The organism is Shewanella dokdonensis (genome assembly GCF_018394335.1).
GTDB lineage: Bacteria > Pseudomonadota > Gammaproteobacteria > Enterobacterales > Shewanellaceae > Shewanella > Shewanella dokdonensis.
Genome location: NZ_CP074572.1, coordinates 221,346 through 241,345, shown reverse-complemented (window position 1 = coordinate 241,345; position 20,000 = coordinate 221,346). Strand labels below are relative to the sequence as shown.

At 45.9% G+C, this 20,000-nt stretch carries 11 protein-coding genes and 2 pseudogenes; 8 read left to right on the top strand and 5 right to left on the bottom strand.

The features are described from left to right. Positions 1-4: 4 nt before the first annotated feature. Positions 5-2,458, top strand: a complete 2,454-nt coding sequence (locus KHX94_RS01165; RefSeq protein ID WP_213682061.1) for an ABC transporter permease — start codon at positions 5-7, stop codon at positions 2,456-2,458. A 264-nt stretch (positions 2,459-2,722) separates the two neighbouring features. Here the strand turns inward: KHX94_RS01165 and KHX94_RS01160 are convergent, their stop codons facing one another. The 3 genes and pseudogenes from KHX94_RS01160 to KHX94_RS01150 form a co-directional block, all read right to left on the bottom strand. Beyond that, positions 2,723-3,136, bottom strand: coding sequence for a hypothetical protein (locus tag KHX94_RS01160; RefSeq protein ID WP_213682060.1), 414 nt, complete (start codon positions 3,134-3,136; stop codon positions 2,723-2,725). Positions 3,137-3,250: 114 nt separating this feature from the next. Further along, positions 3,251-7,618 (bottom strand): EAL domain-containing protein, encoded by a 4,368-nt coding sequence (locus KHX94_RS01155; protein WP_213682059.1) that lies wholly within the window; start codon positions 7,616-7,618, stop codon positions 3,251-3,253. 181 nt (positions 7,619-7,799) lie between these two features. Next, positions 7,800-10,578 (bottom strand): annotated as a pseudogene (locus KHX94_RS01150) (insulinase family protein). A gap of 184 nt (positions 10,579-10,762) precedes the next feature. On the opposite strand from KHX94_RS01150, the gene sixA reads away from it, so the two are divergent. Further along, the gene (gene sixA / locus KHX94_RS01145; protein ID WP_213682058.1) at positions 10,763-11,233 is read left to right on the top strand and encodes a phosphohistidine phosphatase SixA; all 471 of its coding nucleotides are present in this window, start codon (positions 10,763-10,765) and stop codon (positions 11,231-11,233) included. Between the two features lie 41 nt (positions 11,234-11,274). On the opposite strand, the gene smrB is transcribed toward sixA, so the two are convergent. Then, positions 11,275-11,805 carry an endonuclease SmrB gene (smrB, locus tag KHX94_RS01140; protein WP_213682057.1) on the bottom strand — a complete coding sequence of 177 codons (531 nt, stop codon included), beginning with the start codon at positions 11,803-11,805 and terminating at the stop codon, positions 11,275-11,277. Positions 11,806-11,886: 81 nt separating this feature from the next. Here smrB and prmB point away from each other — a divergent pair, with 81 nt between their 5' ends. The 5 genes and pseudogenes from prmB (at position 11,887) to KHX94_RS01115 (ending at position 16,573) form a co-directional block, all read left to right on the top strand. Beyond that, entirely contained in the window at positions 11,887-12,834 is a 948-nt protein-coding gene (gene prmB, locus KHX94_RS01135) for a 50S ribosomal protein L3 N(5)-glutamine methyltransferase (RefSeq protein ID WP_213682056.1), read from the top strand. 36 nt (positions 12,835-12,870) lie between these two features. Next, positions 12,871-13,965 carry a chorismate synthase gene (aroC, locus tag KHX94_RS01130; RefSeq protein ID WP_133038872.1) on the top strand — a complete coding sequence of 365 codons (1,095 nt, stop codon included), beginning with the start codon at positions 12,871-12,873 and terminating at the stop codon, positions 13,963-13,965. Positions 13,966-13,970: 5 nt separating this feature from the next. Next, positions 13,971-15,157: pseudogene (locus KHX94_RS01125) on the top strand (MFS transporter). A 14-nt stretch (positions 15,158-15,171) separates the two neighbouring features. Further along, positions 15,172-16,299 carry an ATP-NAD kinase family protein gene (locus tag KHX94_RS01120; protein WP_213682055.1) on the top strand — a complete coding sequence of 376 codons (1,128 nt, stop codon included), beginning with the start codon at positions 15,172-15,174 and terminating at the stop codon, positions 16,297-16,299. A 4-nt stretch (positions 16,300-16,303) separates the two neighbouring features. Continuing rightward, positions 16,304-16,573: a YfcL family protein gene (locus tag KHX94_RS01115; RefSeq protein WP_213682054.1), complete on the top strand. Its 270-nt coding sequence runs from the start codon at positions 16,304-16,306 to the stop codon at positions 16,571-16,573. Between the two features lie 47 nt (positions 16,574-16,620). On the opposite strand, the gene mnmC1 is transcribed toward KHX94_RS01115, so the two are convergent. Then, positions 16,621-18,498 carry an FAD-dependent 5-carboxymethylaminomethyl-2-thiouridine(34) oxidoreductase MnmC1 gene (gene mnmC1, locus KHX94_RS01110; RefSeq protein ID WP_213682053.1) on the bottom strand — a complete coding sequence of 626 codons (1,878 nt, stop codon included), beginning with the start codon at positions 18,496-18,498 and terminating at the stop codon, positions 16,621-16,623. Between the two features lie 164 nt (positions 18,499-18,662). Here mnmC1 and fabB point away from each other — a divergent pair, with 164 nt between their 5' ends. Beyond that, positions 18,663-19,877 carry a beta-ketoacyl-ACP synthase I gene (fabB, locus tag KHX94_RS01105; RefSeq protein WP_213682052.1) on the top strand — a complete coding sequence of 405 codons (1,215 nt, stop codon included), beginning with the start codon at positions 18,663-18,665 and terminating at the stop codon, positions 19,875-19,877. Positions 19,878-20,000: the final 123 nt, after the last annotated feature.

The window sequence follows — 20,000 nt, the reverse complement described above, 5'->3', positions numbered from 1 at the left end:
GACGATGGCATGGACTCTCGCATGGCGTTTATTTAGGCGTGAACTCAAACAGGGACAGTTGTTACTGATCATTCTGGCGCTCACGCTGGCCGTACTCTCGGTGACCGGATTAGCCCGCGTCAGTGAGCGCTTACAAGTGGCAATTAATGGGCAAGCCAGTAAATTTATTGCCGCTGACCGCATCATCAACTCCCCGGTGGCGCTAGACGACGCAATTTTACAGCAGGCCGTCACATTGGGGCTGAAGTTGTCAAAAAATCTGCAGTTCAACTCCATGGTTTACAGCGGTGATGCGTTTCAATTGGTTACGGTAAGGGCGGTTGATGATGCGTATCCCCTTAAAGGGCAAATTGAGCTTGATAATGGGGTAACCAATAAACTGCCTCAGCCAGGAAATATTTGGTATGAAAGCCGCTTAGCTGCGTTACTTGGGCATCCTGATACTGTTGAGCTTGGTAACAGCCGCCTAAAAATGAGCGCCGCCATCAGCCGTTTGCCTGATGCCGGTTTTAATATTTTTGCCTCAGCCCCTCTGGTGTTGATGCGCCTGGATGATGTTCCTGCTACAGGCGTTATTCAACCGGGGAGCCGCGTCACTTATCTGTATCAGTTTGTGGGTACGCCTGCGCAGTTACAGGCATTTGAAACCTATGCGAAACCGCTGCTCACCAGCTCACAGCGTTGGGTCGATGTACAATCTGGCGATTCTCCGATTGCCAGTGCGGTACAGCGTGCCGAACGATTTCTGTTGTTGTCGAGCTTATTAGGTATCGCCTTGGCTTGCGCCGCTATTGGTATTGCGGCACAGCGTTATTGCCAGCGTCACTATGATGTGGTGGCTATGGTGAAGACGTTTGGTGCCAGTGCCCGCCAGATCCGTATTTTGTTTGGCCTACATTTATTGTTGGTAACTGTAGCTGGGGTCGCTTTGGGATTAGTGGGCGGTTTCCTGCTCGATGCTTTAATTACATTGGCACTGCCTGCTGAGATAGCCGCTTATTCTGCCCCCATTTTACGTCCGTTGTTGTTAGGTATTACCACTGGATTTATCAGTGCGTTTATGTTTTCGGCTTACCCATTATTGCGATTACTTAATATTCCACCACTCAGAGTGCTGCAACGGCAATTAGAAGGCGTGAAGTTAGGCATGTGGCTACATCTGCTACTTAGTCTGCTGGCGATGGGGTTACTTGGCTGGTTGTACTCAAGGTCGCTGACGTTAACGCTTACTGTTGTGGCAAGTGTGGTGTTGTTGGGGCTGTTATTAGGCGTTTTGGGGCTGCTGATGATCCGTATGGGGCAAACTATAGGGATGAAAACCACCAATCCGTTTTCTTTGGCGCTCGCTGGATTACGTCGGCGCGCCAGGCAAAATGCCCTGCAACTGGTGGGTTTTTCTAGTGCGCTGGTGTTGCTTCTAACTATTTTGGCATTACGGCAGGATCTCTTAGATGAATGGCAAAAGCAGCTACCCGACAATGCGCCCAATTATTTTCTGGTGAATATTGCCCCAGAAGAAGTGTCACCAATGCAGACGTTTTTGCAACGTCATGCGATTGATGCAACTGATATTTATCCGGTGATCCGCGGGCGTCTTAGTGCCATCAATGGGGAAGATGTCATCACGCCAGAGCAAAAGGAACAAGGGCAGCGTGGGCGTATGGGAATATCCCGGGAACTTAATCTTACTTGGCGCGATAACATGCCGCCTCATAACCGAATTCTACAAGGTCATTTTAATCAGGCGGACGATGACGTCTCAGTAGAATCCGGCGTTGCCGAACGTCTAGGGATTAAGATTGGCGATAGTCTGAGTTTTGTTATTGATAATCAATCGATTGTTGTAAAAGTGGCAAGTATCCGAGCGGTGCAATGGGAAACCATGCAGCCTAATTTCTTTATGATTTTTACCCGTGAGGCCATGGCACCTTTTGCCTATACATCAATGGCCAGTTTTCATCTCAATGACAACCAGAAAAATGTAGTGCTTGAACTTATCCGTCAGTTTCCGACCGTTTCCATCATCGATGTTGGAGCGATCATCAGTCAGCTCAAAGGCATAGTGTCCCAAGTCTCTCTGGCACTCACACTCGTGCTGATATTAGTCATTATGGCCAGCGCCTTAGTGATGTTAGCGCAGACCGAAGCCGGAATGGCAACGCGTCAGCGAGAGTTGGCAATACTCAGAACATTTGGTGCTTCTGGTGGCTTATTGCGTTGGGCGACTACCCTAGAGTTTGCAATATTGGGGCTTGTCGCGGGAACGTTGGCGGTAATAGTGACAGAATTTTCTATCTGGTTATTAAAAACGCATGTGTTTGAACTGAAGGTTTATGCGCATTGGTCGTGGTGGGTAATTGCACCTATCGCCGGCGCGATGTTGGTGGCAACGCTAGGGTTGTGGCGTTGTAGGCAATTGCTACATAAATCATGTGGTGAGTTATTAAGGTTAGAATAAACAGTTTGAAAAATAGGCAAATAATTTCCTAAGGGATATTGCTATAGGGCAATATTTGTCCGCTTACAGATGTAGGTCATTTATCGTTTGGAATAAAAGAAAGGGAGCAGAAGCTCCCATCTTTTGTGACCATTTATCAGTTCCACCAGCCATTTGCTGTAACTACTTCCAGATGTTGTAGCCCTTCAGGAAGTGCGGCTTTTTTGCGTAGAGGCTTAGAAAAACCCAGCAGTTTCTTGATTGAGTTGATCATTGTATATACCTCTATGCGATAGCTGAATCTACAGGTTTCAGTTTGATATAAGGCGCGGCAGCGACATCAACAGGTTTCAGCTTGATATAAGGTGCGGCAGCAACATCAGCTGGTTTTAGTTTGATATAAGGCGCAGCAGCAACATCAACAGGTTTTAGTTTGATATAAGGTGCGGCAGCAACATCAACAGGTTTCAGTTTGATATAAGGTGCGGCAGCAACATCAACAGGTTTCAGTTTGATATAAGGTGCGGCAGCAACATCAACAGGTTTCAGTTTGATATAAGGCGCAGCAGCAACATCAACAGGTTTTAGTTTGATATAAGGTGCAGCAGCGACATCAGCAGGTTTCAGTTTGATATATGGCGCAGCAGCGAATACAGATACACTTGTCAGAGCTAGTACGGCGGCGATTATTGCTTTCATCTCTTTATCTCTCTTTATTCAGTAAGTTACTCGGATAGCGATAGACTTCTGACGCTAGACAAGAGAGATAAAGCAGATGTCGTGCCAACTTTATTTTGACACTAAGCTCAACAATTAATTAGTGCCATCCCATTGATTAGTGGAAATTGTATTATCTTGTTTTAAATACTCTGTAAATTCATTTTCTGATATCGCCTTACTGTAAATAAATCCTTGTATTTCTTCACAATTTAGTGCTCGCAATATATTCAGTTGTGCTGCTTGTTCAACACCTTCACCCACCACAGAAAGCCCCATGTTATGGGCGATCGTAATAATCGAATCCACCATTTTGAGATCGCGATCAGATTTATCTATATCATCGACAAAGGCTTTATCGATTTTTAGGGTATGAATAGGAAAGCGTTTCAAATAAGAAAGGGACGAGTACCCCGTGCCAAAGTCATCAAGTGCGAGAGAAATCCCCATACGGGTCAGCTGCTGCATGACTTTTATGGCTTTTTCTGGTTGTTTAATTACGGTCCCTTCTGTAATTTCCAGCTCCAGATTATTTGCTGGTAATCGAGTGAGACGTAAAATTGACTCTATTCGGGTTTGTAGGTCCGGTAGCGCAAACTGCCGTGACGATAAATTGACAGCGACTCTTCCGGTAAATAATCCGTCTTCGCGCCATTTTTGAGCCGCAAAGCAGGCTTTCTTTAATACGACATCGCCAACTTCGACAATCAACCCTGTTTCTTCGGCGAGCGGGATAAACTCTACTGGAGGAATTAACCCATATTGGGGATGATTTAGCCTTACCAATGCCTCCATGCCTGCCAATTTGCCCGTGCGCAAACTTATTTTTGGCTGAAAATAGACTTCAAAGAGATCATCTTTTAGCCCTTCACGAATAAGGCTTTCTACTTCTAATTGTCGTAATGCATTGCGATTGAGAGATTCTGAATAGAACTGATATCTGTTACCTCCTGCCGATTTTGCATGATACATAGCAATATCCGCTTTTCTCAGCAGTGCTTGTTCGTTTTGTTCATCTTCAGGATAGAGTACGATGCCAATACTAACTCCTACGACCAAGTCTTCCCCTGATAGGGTGAATGGTTCATTGAAAGCTTCAATAACATCATTGGCAATGAGTGCACTGGAGCCAATATCCGGATTTTTATCTACCAGAATAGCAAATTCATCTCCGCCTAATCGGTAGAGACTGGTGTGTTTGGGAATTATGCCCGCGATACGGGAAGATACCTGGCACAGTAAATCATCGCCAACTTGATGCCCTAGTGAATCATTAATTTTCTTAAAATTGTCTAAATCAAGGATCATGAGTGTATGGTGATGATCCTTTTTAACTAGGTTTTCTAGTGTAACTTGTAGATTAGAGCGGTTTGGTAAGCCCGTTAGGAGATCATTGTTGGTCAAACGACGTAGTTCTTCTTCTTGCTGTTTTCGATGTGATATATCTGAAAAAACACCAACATAATGGGTCAATAAACCTTGCTCATCATAAATTGCATCGATAGTCAGCTCCATTAAGAAAACCGAACCATCACCGCGAATGGATTCAATTTCTGTATTCCACTGACCTTGTTGTCTTAATAGCTGTTTAATTTGTTTATTGTAGTCTGCTGAATATTTCTCAAATAATATAGGCCTGCCAATACTTTGTTCTTTGGTATAACGTGTAATGTTACAAGCCGCTTCATTTAATTCTACAAAGTTAAAGTCAGTATCGAGAATAAAGACGCCTTCTGAAATATTTTCGATAGCTCTTTCAAATAATCTTAATTGTTCTTCTGCGGTCTTAAAACTGCTGATATTTTTAATCGTGCCAGTCATGCGTAAAGCATGATCTTTATCATCACGTTCAACAATCTTGGCTCTATCAAGTATCCATAACCACTCGCCATTTTTACTTCTTACTCGGTAAGTTGCCTCGAAATGATCAGTCTCACCGTAAAAGTGGCGATTTAATGCGTCTCTAACACGTTCTTGATCTTGGGGATGAATATTGCTTTCTTCTCCTTTCTGACCAGAACGTTGACCATCACGTGGAAATTCCAAAGATCCCCAGATGTTGGAACGATATATTTTGCCTGACTCGATATCCCAGTCCCACATCTCGTCACCACTTCCCCACAACGAGAGCTTTAGTCGTTCTTCACTGAGTGCAATTTGGCGTTGTATTTCTCTTCTTCTTAGAATAATTTTTGTGATTATAAATATAACGAATGCTAATAGCAGAATATATGTTATTTTGGCGATACTAGAAAGCCACCATGGTGGTGTGATATTTATTTCTAGTTTGTTCATAATACCTTTTTCACCGGTTATAGGATTAATGGCATATACATTAAACTCATAATTGCCAGGTGAAAGATTAGTATATGTCGCTGAGTTAATATTCTTTGCAGATATCCATGTGTCTGATAATCCTTTTAAGCGATATTGATATTCTGTGTTAGATATGCCAAGTGTTGGTGAGATAAACTGTAAAGTAAATGGATATTCTGAGTACTTTAATGTAATTTTTTTTGCTTTTGAAATAGATTCTTCTAAATGAATATTGTCAATATTTTGTGGTATGTTGAATATTAACAATGATTTTATTAAAGTTTTGGGCGGTCTTTGACTTTTGATAAATTGATCCATTTTTTCTAGATCTACATAACTAATGCCTTCAATTCCACCTAAAATTAGACCTTTACCATACTTTGCAATGCTTTGAGTATTGTACTCAACTTGAGAACCATTCGTTGTAGTTATTGGAAAAGTTGTATACTCTTCTTCGTTATTATTTTGATTTTTATTAATTATTAAAATTTCATTAAGTGATGAGGCTACTATGTTATTATGAGTTTTTATAATCGAAAATATCGGTTTTTTATTAGAAAATAACAAACTATTTTCTTTAGAAGATTTATTATGTCTATAAATTCCATGCGTAGTTCCAAAGAAAATGGATTTTTCATCTGATGTGGCACAAAATACTATATCTGAGCTATAGAGTTGTTTTATTTCTTTTGGACTTTCTATATCGAAGTTGAATATTCCACCTTGAGAGGCGATTATAACTTCATTATTATAATTACTGATATCAAAAATTGGATTGTTATTATCAATTGTCAATTTATTTTCAATGTAATTTGTTTCTGGATTTATAATATATACATAACCTGATGGAGTTCCGACTATTAATTTGTTTAGTATGTTTCTTATTACTGATATAGGAGTGTTTAGTATTTTTTGTTTTTCTTTTGTATTAATGTTTAATATGAAAAGTCCATTTTTCATCCCTATATATAATTCATTATTAATCAAGGTTGAGGATTTAGCCCCATCTATTTCTGTATCCTCAACGTATTCTAGATGTAGATTTTTGTCATAAATTTTAATTTTACTTGATTGGTCTGAAATAACATAGTTTTGATTATTATTGCTCTTTATTGACCACACGGGGGAATTTAATGCTGACAATCTATTTATTATGTTGCTAGCATCTTTTATTAAAATAAAACCTTCATTTAAATTTGAAATGAAAATCGAATTTTTTAACCTTCTTGATATGAAAATGTTATTTAATTGGTTTTTGGCGCTGATCTCACCAATGAATTTAGACTCTCCATTTTCATATAATTGATAGAGAGAATTTTTTCTTATTGAATATAATTTTTCATTCCCACTAAAGATATAATCAGAATCACTATAAAATTTCTGAGTTTCATCATTCTCTATAAAAGAGATATTTTTATCGCTTAAAGTATAGATTTTATCTTTGAACTTTGTTATGAGGTTAATATTTTTTTTAATTATTTTGTTGTTCTTGATTAAATCACCATCTCTTGAAAGTAAAAATATATTATCTTTTATAGATAATGTGTTTTTTACATCAATACCTTCGCTGCTTACCTTTTTTAATAATTTTCCAGAATCATCAATAATAAATGTATCATCAGGAGTTCCAACTAAAATGTTATTTTCATAATTATCGATGTTATTTATATATTTCTTTATATTTAGACTGAGAAATTTTTCATTGGTAGCATCAAACTGATACAAATCTTCATCCGTGCCGACTAATAATATATTTTTTTTGTTATCATAAAAAACACTACGGATAAAAGAGCTTTTTAAACCAGTTTCATCATTCGCATAAAACTGTTTAAATTCTTTGCCATCAAACCGATTTAATCCATTTAATGTGCCGATCCAGATATAGCCATCGGCATCTTCAGCGACAGAAGTTACCGTACTTTGTGATAATCCGTCGGAAACGCCGTAAGTTTCAGCGTTGAGTAGGACTGGAGGCTGCGATGTTGCTTCATCAGACTCATCGGCAAGGCATGTTGCTGTCAGAAAGAAAGACGTAAAGAAGAACAGACAGAGCAACTTTGAAAGTGAATGTGCAGGATAATGTAATCTTTTATAGTGGATGCCAAGTCTCTGAAAGATAACTCTTTCAGAAAGTAAAGCGTTTGTCAAAGTTTAACATCTATGGAACATATTTTGATGTCAGCTAGCCATAGTATCATTGTGAATGATGTCGGCGATATGAAGGCTGATCGCATTGGTGTTATTTCCTTCAATACGCACTTAATCATCTGTAATGCTAAATATAGCGATGCCAATAGCCCTATCCCTTGTGGCTGTATATGAGGCGCATTTAACTGTTGAATTTTTGGGCATTGAGTTTAAATGTTCTTAAATCAGTGATGGTTTCGCCTGCAATCAGTGGTTCCTGTTGTTTATGTTGCTCACCAATGCTGAATAGCACGAGTCTATCGCTATGTTTAGTGCGCATTTTTTTCATCATAAACTTGATTAAGTCGGCCCTTGTTAATTGTTGCAATTCGGCCACAACTTGCTCTCGTTGGTCAAAACCATAATCTTTGTTACCAATGCTTACCCAATAACGCTGACCTCGCGTTTTAAGATTGGCATCGTGTTCCATAATCTGGCTGATCAGTCCTTCTTTAGTTTGCTCCCATTGCTCATTGGTAATTTGCATCACGGCATAATTAAAATCGGCGATGAATTGGTCAATGGTTTCCAACAGTTGTAATGGCCCTGCCACGGGTGACTGAACGTAGAAGATCATCCCTGGATGTCGGTTGAGTGGCAGATAACCTGTACCAACCATGTAACCCAGCTGTTTCTGTGTTCTCAGTTCATGGAAAAAGGGCGACGACATTGCATGGTTTAATAAGCTGAATAATGCCATGTATGCCGGGTCGGCTGTTTCAGACTGATAGTAAACAATAATGGCACTATCTGGATGGGTGATATCCAACTCTCGCTGCAGGGTGCCTTTACCTTGTAGGTCAACTAACTCTCGCGCAGATTCAGGGCTAGGTTTAGATACCAGTGATAGGATGTGTTGCAAGCGTTTCGCGAGCACTTTGGCTTCTTGCTCAAGCCAGTCTCCGTAAACTAGGCCTTCGAGATAGATGCGTTGATAAAAAGCGCTGATATGTTGGTTAAGGTCGTCCAATGTGCAGTCTTCCAGCGCCTCTGCCATCTTTAATGGTTCATAGCTGCGGCGCTGTAAAGTCACGGTAAGGCTGGTAAATAGCTGCGAAATCGGTTTCGCCCGAGAATTATTGTACCAACTCCGTAATAACTGGCGTTTGATGGTATTGAATTGCTGAGGGGTAAAGTTTCGGTCTTTGGCTTTATCTATCAGTAATGCTAATAGGGTTTCCTGTTTTCCGGTATAACCTGTGAGGTGTAAGGTGATGCCGCCTTGGTGGGGGTAGATGTTGTAGCTGAGTCCGGCGACTTCCGCCTGATAGGTATATTCGGTTAGATAATCCAGCAGCATCTCTACGTAGAGGCGGGTCAGTGCAGCATGCCGAACCGTCATACTGGCCTGATCTGAATCCAGTGACAGATAAAGATGCCCCTTTGGCACATTAAATTCATCATCTTTACGGTGCCAAATGCGGTAACCAGGGCCTTCTGCAACGGTTACCGGCACATTGGCGCTGGACTTCTCTGGCCTAGCAACGCTGTCGGCCACAATAAAAGGATTGGGTGCCGGTAGCTGCAACCCGGTAATCTTACCCACTTCACGCCAGCGAGCCAGACGTTGTGCCGCTATGGGGAATACGCCATAGGGGGTTTGGTACCATGCGGCTTGTTGCTGGGTATCCAGTTCTGGCGCAACCAGTTGTAAGCGCATGTTATCTGGTGTCATCAATGCCAGTAACGCATCCATATGAGACAGGTGAGCACCATCCATCCGATAATCACCATACATGATGTCTTCCGCCGGGTAGTGCTGCATATTAATGCTTAGGTGACTGGCAAGATCGAGAGGCTTGATTTGTTCCTGATGGCGAAATGCTAACTGCAAGAGATTGGCTCGCTCCCGATAACGCCACTCATCACGGCCTTCGAGACGGATTAGTCTGATATAGGAAAAACAGGCAGCGATCAGGTCATCCAAGGCATTGAGTCCGGCGTCAGTCAACTGAATGCTGATGTTGTACTCTTTGAAGTTGTAACCGTTGATCCCCCTCCGGCTGACAGATTGCTTGCCCAACCTTGCTCCTTCAGCCAGGCTAGCAAGCTGCCGGCGCCCTCGTTGCCTAGCAGGTGACTAATGTAAGTCAGAGGCTTGGTACGGTAATACGGTTCAATGGCTGGGAGGCTGAAGCTAATTGTGACGCGTTTTTGCTCTTTCAGCGGCACTATCTGTACTTGGCGAGCCAATTGCGTCGCCGAAAATAGTGGGGTGTCAGGGTAATGTTTTTGAAGTTGTTGATTGGCGATGGCACCGAAATATTTATGAGTATGAAACTCAAGTTCTTCTAACGATAAAGGGGCAACCACACACAGCGTCATCAAGTTGGCACTGTAATGTGTCTGGTAAAAAGTCAGTAATTCTTGCCGCAGGAGTTCTTCATCACCGCCCAGAGTTTCCAGATTCCCCACTGAAAATTTGGAAAACGGATGCTGTGGATTTACCGTCTCTTTCAAGACTTGATAGATTCGGCGAATGTCGTCTTTTTGCTTTAAACGGAATTCCGATTCAATGGCATGGCGTTCTCGGTCAACTAACTCACTGTTAAACATCGGCGCAATAAAAAACTGACTGAAGCGATCCATCGATTCTGGAAAAACCTGAGGCGGTACCGTGTAGAAAAATTGGTCAGTTCGGTGCCAGTCCAGGCGTTGTTATTGCCACCATTTTGATTGATAAATGACAGGAAACTACCCGCATCCGGATATTTTTCAGTGCCGAGAAAAAGCATGTGTTCAAGAAAGTGAGCCATCCCGGGACGGTTGACAGGATCATCAAAGTGGCCCACATTGACCGCCATGGATGCGGCCGCCTGGGTGGCTAGTGGATCATTGACGAGTAATACCCTGAGGCCGTTAGTCAGTTCCAGATAGCGGTAGCCGCGGTGATCGTTAGGACTGACAATGATGGATTGCATTGGGGGCAATGTGTAAGCTTCCATAGGGAACGAATCATTATATATTGATGGTCTGTGGCTTTTTTGGCAAATATCAGATACAGCTTTTCGTGCAAAGAATGCGGGAGTGTCGGTTTTTCTGCCAACAGAGATAGGGCTACAATAGACAGATAACCAGAATAATATCTTCTGTAGTGAGTGATGTATGCAGCTATATTTGATGCGCCACGGGGAAGCTGGCCACGAAGCAAAGTATGACAGGGAACGGTCATTAACAGAGTCCGGTCTCCATCATGTTGCCTTGATGAGCGAGTGGCTTAAATCAACTGGCGTCAAATTTCAGTTGGTATTGGTAAGTCCTTATCTGCGGACGCAACAGACGTGGCAGGAAGTGTCGCAACATTTTCCAGCGCCGCGTAAATGTAAGGTGCTGGACGAACTAGTGCCAGCCGCCGATCCTGAAATGGCTGCTAGGTTGGTACTGGCATATGCCGAACAGTATCAAGCTGAAAATGTCTTGGTGCTGTCGCACATGCCGTTACTTGGCTATATGGTGAGTGAATTAGTTGCTGGGGTGGAACCGCCATTGTTTGCTACATCATCAGTGGCGCTGGTGGATATTATGGGTCGCCACGCCGAATTAATGTGGCAGCAAACTGCCCATAGTATTAGTTAGTCGTACAGCGCCGTCTAAGGCGCTGTACTCTTTACGAAGAGTTAACGGCGGTGTGGGTGATCACCAATATCAACCAGCACCAGAATAGCCGCGTCGCCGCCCCATTCCCGTGGCGCTTGATGGAAGGCTTTTACTTGCGGATGTTGTGCCAGCCACATAGGCACCTGTTGTTTGAGAATGCCACTGCCATGACCGTGCATGACACTGCAACACAGCAGATGCTCACGAATACACGCTTGAATCAATGCCGCGATTTCCAGTTTTGCCTCGGTTTGCCGGTAGCCATGTAAATCTAATAAAAGCTCTGGGGTATAGTCGCCGCGTCTTAAACGCTTTAACTCCATGGCATCAACATCTTCACGACACCAACGCATGGGCCCATTTACTGGTAACAATGGCTGATAAATATCAGAAAAATAACTCGTTGCCTGCAGTTGCACTACCTTATCGGCCAACTGCTGACGAGTTTTCACCGGTGGGCGAAAATGGCGTTTGTCTTGGGGCAGGGGCGTAATGCCTTCAACGAGTTGTTGAAACTCCGCCAGCCCTTCTTTATGGGGTTCTTTGCTCATTGCCGCATTTTATTGAATTCTGTTCCTTCTGAACAGAGTTCAGTTACAATGGGACAGTTTTGAGCAAGCCGGAGTGCGATTTTGGACAAGATCTTTGTTGACGAAGCGGTCACCGAACTGAGAACCGTAGGCGACATGTTGCGCTGGGCCGTCAGTCGTTTTAATGATGCAGGCATCTATTACGGTCACGGTACTGATAATGCCTGGGATGAAGCTATTTCTTTAGTATTTCACGCATTGCACTTGCCTGATGAGATTGGTCAGCAAGTCATCCATGCCAATCTTACTAGCAGTGAAAAGCATAAAATTGTCGAACTGATTATCCGCCGGGTGCGTGAGCGCCTGCCTGTGCCTTATTTGACGCACCGCGCCACCTTTGCCGGGTTGGATTTTTATGTGGACGAACGGGTGTTGGTACCGCGTTCACCCATTGCCGAAATGATTGAAAATCGCTTCAGTCCGTGGTTATACAATAAACCGGTCAATCGAGTACTGGATTTGTGTACCGGTAGCGGCTGCATTGCTGTTGCTTGTGCTTATGCGTTTGAAGAGGCCGAAGTTGATGCTTTGGATATCAGTAATGAAGCGTTAGAAGTTGCTCAGATAAATATTGAGACGCTCGGGGTGATGGACCGGGTTTATCCGATGCAGTCCGATCTGTTTAGCGCTATTCCTCAAGGGCCGCAATACGATTTGATCGTCTCCAACCCACCTTACGTGGATGCGGTGGATCTGGCCAATATGCCGGAAGAATATCACCACGAGCCTAAGGTGGGCTTAGCGTCTGGCAACGATGGCTTGGATATTACCCGCCGTATTCTTGCAAATGCAGCGGATTATCTGACTGAAACAGGTTTGTTAGTAGTGGAAGTGGGTAACTCCATGGTGCACCTGATTGAACAGTTCCCCGATGTGCCTTTTACGTGGGTCAGTCTGGAACGTGGTGGCGACGGTGTATTTGTACTGACCAAAGATCAGTTACTGGAACAGCAGCAGACGTTTGCGCCTTGGCGTATTAACGACCAATAATACCGATTAATTCAGGAATAGGGGCAAAACAGTTAGATGTCGGGAAACAGCATAGGTCAGAATTTTGTTGTCACCAGTTTTGGCGAGAGTCACGGTCCGGCGTTGGGCTGTATCGTGGATGGTTGTCCTCCCGGGCTGGCATTGACCGAAGCCGATATGCAGCGGGATCTTGATCGGCGCCGTCCGGGAAGTTCCCGTTATACCACGGCGCGGCGGGAAGCGGATGAAGTGCAGATCCTCTCTGGCGTGTTTGAAGGGAAAACCACCGGGACTTCGATTGGCTTGCTCATCAACAATACCGATCAGCGCAGCCAGGATTACTCCAATATCAAAGATCTGTTCCGTCCCGGCCATGCGGATTACACCTATCAGCAAAAGTACGGTACTCGAGACTATCGTGGCGGTGGCCGTTCTTCGGCGCGGGAAACCGCCATGCGGGTAGCGGCCGGAGCCATTGCCAAAAAATATCTACAGCAACAGTTTGGAATAGAAATCCGCGGTTATCTGTCGCAGTTAGGCCCCATCTGTGCTGAGCAGCTCGATTGGGACGAAATCGAACGCAATGATTTTTTCTTTCCTGATGCGGGCAAGTTGACGGCGCTGGATGAATATATGCGCGAGCTGAAAAAGTCTGGTGATTCGATTGGTGCTAAAGTCAGCGTGGTGGCGACCAATGTGCCAGTTGGACTGGGCGAGCCCGTGTTTGACCGACTTGATGCCGATATCGCTCACGCCTTGATGGGCATTAATGCGGTTAAAGGGGTCGAGATTGGTGATGGGTTTGCGGTGGTAACCCAACATGGTTCTGAGCATCGGGATTTAATGTCGCCTGCGGGGTTTGAATCAAATCATGCTGGTGGTGTGTTAGGCGGTATCTCATCAGGACAGCCAATTGTGGCACATATCGCGCTAAAACCGACTTCCAGTATTAGCATTCCCGGCAAGAGTATGACGGTGCAGGGTGAACAAGTGGAGATGGTGACTAAAGGGCGCCACGATCCTTGTGTTGGCATCCGCGCGGTGCCAATTGCCGAAGCCATGCTGGCCATAGTGCTGATGGATCATCTGCTGCGTCATCGCGCACAGAATCTGGATGTTACCAGCCCGACGCCTGTACTAGGAATGCGTTAACCACCATGATGAACTTCTTTATTCCTGAGGGGCAGTTACGCTGGCTCTCAGGTTGTTATTTTTCTTTTTTGCCATTCTCGGTGCGTTAATTCCTTATCTGGGGGTATTTCTTGAACACCGGGGATTTAACGCCGCTGAAATCGGTTTTTTGATGGCGATTTTTATGGGAACGCGCATCATTGCCCCAAATATGTGGGCGATGGTGGCCGACCGTACGGGGCACCGCGCCGAGTTGGTGAAACTTGGGAGTCTCACTGCGGCAGTTGGTTATCTCAGCTTTTTCTACAACGGCGGATTTATCTACTTGGCGCTCAGCCTGACGTTTTATACCTTCTTCTGGAATGCGGTTCTGGCGCAGATGGAAGTGATTACTCTGGAAACGTTAGGGGCGCAGTCAAATCGTTATGGCAGCATCCGTAGTTTTGGCAGCGTTGGTTACATTATCTGGGTGATAGCAACCGGTGCCGTGGTCAAGTGGTTTGGCCCAGAAGCCGTATTATATGTAGGCATGACCTTATTCGCGGGGTTATTCCTCTGTTCTATGCCATTGCAAGCCAGCCGAACTGCGGCCACCACCGATGAGGTGATGCCGTTGAAGTTCACTAAGCCCATAGTGTGGTTTTTGTTGTCGGCGATGTTGTTGCAAGCTAGTGTCGGCCCGTTTTACGGCTTTTTTGTGTTGTATCTCAAACAGGTCGGTTATTCAGAGGCTACCGCTGGGGTGTTTGTGGCCATGGGCGCGATGGCGGAAATTTTCATGTTTGCCATTGCTCCTAGGTTATTGGGACGCTTTACATTACGGGCCTTGCTGATGACCGGCATGGCGGTCACTGCTATCCGTTGGTTGCTGGTGGCGTTTGTCCCCGACAATATGCTGATTTTGGCGCTCAGTCAGGTGATGCATGCGTTTACATTTGGTTTGGTACATGCTTCGTCCATTCAGTTCGTGCATCGCCACTTTGATAAACACCATCAGAGCAAAGGTCAGGCACTTTATGCCAGTATCAGTTTTGGTGTGGGCGGCGCGTTAGGTAACTGGATCAGTGGCCATATCTGGGGCGATGGCAGCAGTGCCTGGTTGGTGTGGATATTTGCCGCCGCGTGTGCGGTAGCCGCAATGCTGGTGGTGTTGATGCTGCCTCCTGAGGATCAAAACTCTCCGGCAAAACGTAAGCTGGCAATCGCGGCTTGAACTAAGGAACGCTGATGCAACGTCAATTTCGTTTGGGCCTTATCATCAATCCGTTAGCCGGGCTCGGCGGCAGTGTGGCGCTGAAGGGCAGTGATAATGTTGCTGATGAAGCGCTGCGGTTAGGGGCAACACCTAAGGCCAATGAGCGGATGGGCCAAGCATTAGCTGTGGTTAAGGACTATGCCGACAAGCTGCAGATAATTACCGCCGCCGGTGCGATGGGGCAGACGTTGGCCGAACAACTCGGTTTTGCGGTGACCTGTTGTTACCCAGCGCCTGCGCAAACTACCGCTGTTGATACCTGTGAAGCGGTAAAGCAGATATTGAGTTACCAACCAGATTTGTTGCTGTTTGCCGGTGGTGACGGTACGGCCCGCGATATTGATAGTGTGGTTGGCGATACTATTCCGGTCTTGGGTGTGCCCGCTGGCGTGAAAATTCATTCCGGTGTTTATGGTGTCACGCCACACGCTTCCGGTATGGTGCTGAAAATGCTGCTAGACGGGCAATTGGTCAGCCTGATGCAAGCCGATGTGATGGATATTGATGAGGTGGCCTTTCGTGCTGGTACTGTTCGCGCCAAGCGTTATGGTGAAATGACTGTGCCGGCTGCGCCTCGGTATATTCAGTCGGTAAAAATGGGCGGCCGAGAAGTGGATGAGCTGGTGTTAGCCGATATTGCCGCTGATGTCATCGAACAGATGGAAGATGAGCTATATATCATGGGCTCGGGCTCAACTGTTGCTGCCATTATGCAAGAGTTGGGGCTCGATAACACCTTGCTTGGCGTAGATCTTATTCAGGATAAACAGTTAATTGGCAACGATTTGACGGCTGCTGAGCTGTTGGCTGCCACCGCAGGAAAACAAGTCAAGTTGGTGATCACCCTGATCGGTGGTCAGGGACATATTCTTGGCCGAGGTAATCAGCAGTTGTCTCCGGCACTTATCCGCCAGATTGGCAGAGACAACCTCATTATTGTTGCCACCAAAACCAAGCTTAAAGCACTTGCAGGAAAACCGCTGATCGTGGATAGTGGCGACCCGGCGCTGGATGCTGAACTCAGTGGCTATTACCGAATTATTACTGGCTATCGCGATTACGTGATGTATCAGGTGGCTAACCCCGATCTTGTGGAGTAAAAACATGCTGGAAAAATATGAACAGGCACTGCAACACTGGCTGGCGGAAATTGTTGCCAACGGCGATGACGATGCATTGTTTGCTAGCGGTTATCTGCAAGGGCATTTTGCCGTGGTGTTGGCAGAATTGGAGGCTGAAACGGAGCAGGGCGCTGATGCTTTGGCAACCAAGATGAATGATTGTCTGAAACAGGCGGCAAAAGAACTGGAAGATCCTGACTATCGGCTGGTGGAGCACGCCTGGCTGGAGTTACAAGCTCGCATCGTAAGTTAGTGCGCCATCCATCCCCGGAGTCATTCGGGGATGCTGACTGCTACATGTTATAACTCTTTGCCTTTTAAGAGTTTCCGCATCCACTTGCGGTTAGCACTCAAGTGCTCAAGCTCAGAGACTGATAACGGCAGCGGCTGATGTGTAAGTTCCGCCGCCAGCATTTCAGCAGCCAGCGGCGCACTGCATAATCCACGCGAGCCCAGCGCGCCCAATACATACAATCCTTGATGTAATGGCGCCTTGGTTTTGTGCCAGAAATCAATGTTATGTATGACCTTGGCTTGTGAGTAAATAGCGTTAACATCTGGTACGGCGCCTGCCATAGGTAGGTGATCGCGGGTGACCATACGCACACCAACACGTGCTTGTTGCCCCATCTTAAGTTGGCTATGCCAAGTGGTATCAGGGTAACTTTGCTGGAGCTTCTCGAGATTTTCTTGTTGCTCGCTTTCGCTATAACTCAGTGACTGAGAATCTTTGATATAGCTGGCACCGAGACAATGGACGTGTTCCCATGCCGGCGTCAGATAACCTCTGGCGCAAAGTACCGTGTTTACCTCCGCCAGACCTGGCTGGGTTGGCACTTCGCTGACTTGCCCACGAAATCTTGTCGCCGGTAACTGTGCAGTTTGTGGGTAGTCTATTAAGGCGCTGCCATTGGCGATGATGACGCTGGTATAGGGGCCGTAGTTATTTCCCTGCGCATCACTGAGTTGCCATTTATCTGCGTTAGGCGTCAGCCTGATAATCTGGGTGTTTGCTCTTGTCTGGGCGTATCCGCATTGCTGTGCTTGCGCTAAGGCGGCTTGGGTGAATTTTTGCGGGCCAACCCACCCCGCTAGCGGATAGAAAATCCCGGGTTCGTTAACGTTAACACCTGCAACAGCATTGGCGGCATCAACGGCTAACCATTGCAAAAATTCATTATCCCAAGGGTAAGCCGCGGCTATTTTCTCCAACCTGGCGCGGCTGTGTGGATCAAAGCCCGTAAGCAGCACACCACAGAAATCATGGGGAATATCGTGACCATAGGTGACTAATTGCTCAATGCGCTGGCGACTGAACAGAAAGCCCTGTTGAAAAAAGGTGTTTAACGCATCGGCTTCCGGTATGAATTGTGGGTAAAGTGCTCCTTGCCTATTACCGCTGGCGGCCGCTCCAACATCGTTTTCGGCGTAAAATACCTGGGAGTAAATCCCGTGCTCTGCCAGCGATAAGGCCAATGATGCCCCCGCAATGCCTGCGCCGATAATGGCAACTGGCGAATCGCCGTCAAGGCCAGGCTGACAATATCTTGGATAGGGAGTGTTCTGTGTTAATGCTTCATGTCGTAGTGCCTGACGCTCAGCTAAGGCGATGTCATCATTTACTTTAGTTATCTCCGTTGATGACTGACATTGAAATCCGGCGGTAATAAAATGCGGTTTTAATGTAGCAAACTGCTCGTCCGGTAAATGGATAACACAGTTATCGCAGCTAAATCTTGCCAGTTGCCAGATGAAAGGAATGGTTGGCGTGAAAGGGGCTTGCCAGTACCACAGTGTTATCCATGGGCATGGCGCCATAATCGTCTTGAGCAAGTTTCTATGGCTGCCAAGGTAAAGATCAATTGTTATCCGGCCAGCGGCCAATAGTAATCGTTGGCACATCTCTATAGGCAATAGCGGTTGTTGCAACATTGCCTGTACTAGTGGCAAATGTTTGAATGGCTGCAATTGCTTCAGCAGTGCTTGTAAGTGCGTGTTTGCTTTATTTTCAGTATCGTCAGCGGCAAATACCAGCAGATGAAGTTTGGCTGTCGGGCGATGCCGCAACGTCTCGGTACAGTGTTGTAATAGTCGTGGTAGCGCTGCGGTGCCGCAGCCTCCTAGATAGGTTATCTCGCGGGGCGAATGGGACTGTAAAGCAGGGTTTGCGGCAATCACGGACAGATAAATCTCCTGTAACAGCACTAAGGATGTTACATAGGTTCTGAAATTGGCATTATTTTATCTATATTTATGGAAAGCTGACCACTTAAGCCTGCTAAAACAGCTAACATTGCGTCAGCAAATCGTAAGTACTGACAGTACGGAATGGATAGTTAAACATGAAAAGAGTTGTGATCACCGGTCTCGGCATTGTTTCCAGCATCGGCAATAACAAGCAGGAAGTCACTGAATCCCTACGCGCCGGTCGCAGTGGTATTACCCACTCTGCACAGTTTGAAGAGATGCAACTGCGCAGTCAGGTATGGGGCAATGTCAAACTTGATCCCAGTGAATTGATCGATCGTAAAGCCTTGCGTTTCATGGGTGATGCGGCGGCGTACGCCTATCTCGCAATGAAAGAAGCGATTGAAGACGCCAGCCTCACCGAAGCCCAATATTCAGATCCTCGCGTAGGATTGATTGTGGGAACCGGTGGCGCTTCCTCGGCTAATCAGGTGCAGGCAGCAGACACGTTGCGCAGCAAAGGCGTTAAACGTATTGGGCCTTATATTGTACCGCGGATCATGTCCAGCACAGCCAGTGCTTGTCTGGCGACACCTTATAAGATCAAAGGGATGAACTACTCCATCAGCTCGGCTTGCGCCACCAGTGCGCATTGTATTGGTCATGCCGTTGAACTGATCCAGATGGGCAAACAGGATATGGTGTTTGCCGGTGGTGCCGAAGAGATAGACTGGACCCTGACCATGGGCTTTGACGCCATGGGCGCTTTGTCTACCAAGTACAACGATACCCCGGAAAAAGCCTCCCGTACCTATGATGCAGACCGTGATGGCTTTGTCATCTCTGGTGGTGGTGGCATCGTCGTGGTGGAAGAGCTGGAACATGCGCTGGCGCGTGGTGCCAAGATTTACGCGGAAGTTGTCGGCTATGGTGCTTCTTCTGACGGTTACGACATGGTTGCGCCAAGTGGTGAAGGCGCGGCGCGTTGTATGAAAATGGCGTTAGAGACAGTTGATACACCTATCGATTACATCAACACTCACGGAACCTCAACTCCCGTAGGTGATGTGCGGGAACTGGAAGCCATTCGCGAGGTGTTCACCGACCATGTGCCGCCTATCGCGTCAACCAAGTCATTGACCGGGCATGCTTTAGGCGCTGCGGGTGCCCATGAAGCCATTTACAGTTTGCTGATGCTGCAAAATGGCTTTATTGCCCCATCAATTAACATTGATAAACTGGATGAAGCCGCAGAAGGGTTACCTATTGTGCGCGAATATCGCGATGCCAATCTGACTACCGTAATGAGCAACAGTTTCGGTTTCGGCGGTACTAACGCCACCTTGGTGATGCGTAAATATCAGGGATAATCTCAGTTTTTGTCCCAAGAAAGGAAGCTACGGCTTCCTTTTTTAATGGCTAAAAACGCGATGATCAACGGACGCTGTTGTTGAATTAAGATAAAATGAGCACTTGCTCAGTACTATGCGTTG

What these genes read in the sequence shown, in the direction of transcription:
- KHX94_RS01165 (WP_213682061.1), top strand. Translation starts at nt 5, where the DNA reads ATGGCATGGACTCTCGCATGGCGTTTATTTAGGCGTGAACTCAAACAG.
- KHX94_RS01160 (WP_213682060.1), bottom strand. Translation starts at nt 3,136, where the DNA reads ATGAAAGCAATAATCGCCGCCGTACTAGCTCTGACAAGTGTATCTGTA.
- sixA (WP_213682058.1), top strand. Translation starts at nt 10,763, where the DNA reads ATGCAGCTATATTTGATGCGCCACGGGGAAGCTGGCCACGAAGCAAAG.
- smrB (WP_213682057.1), bottom strand. Translation starts at nt 11,805, where the DNA reads ATGAGCAAAGAACCCCATAAAGAAGGGCTGGCGGAGTTTCAACAACTC.
- aroC (WP_133038872.1), top strand. Translation starts at nt 12,871, where the DNA reads ATGTCGGGAAACAGCATAGGTCAGAATTTTGTTGTCACCAGTTTTGGC.
- KHX94_RS01120 (WP_213682055.1), top strand. Translation starts at nt 15,172, where the DNA reads ATGCAACGTCAATTTCGTTTGGGCCTTATCATCAATCCGTTAGCCGGG.
- KHX94_RS01115 (WP_213682054.1), top strand. Translation starts at nt 16,304, where the DNA reads ATGCTGGAAAAATATGAACAGGCACTGCAACACTGGCTGGCGGAAATT.
- fabB (WP_213682052.1), top strand. Translation starts at nt 18,663, where the DNA reads ATGAAAAGAGTTGTGATCACCGGTCTCGGCATTGTTTCCAGCATCGGC.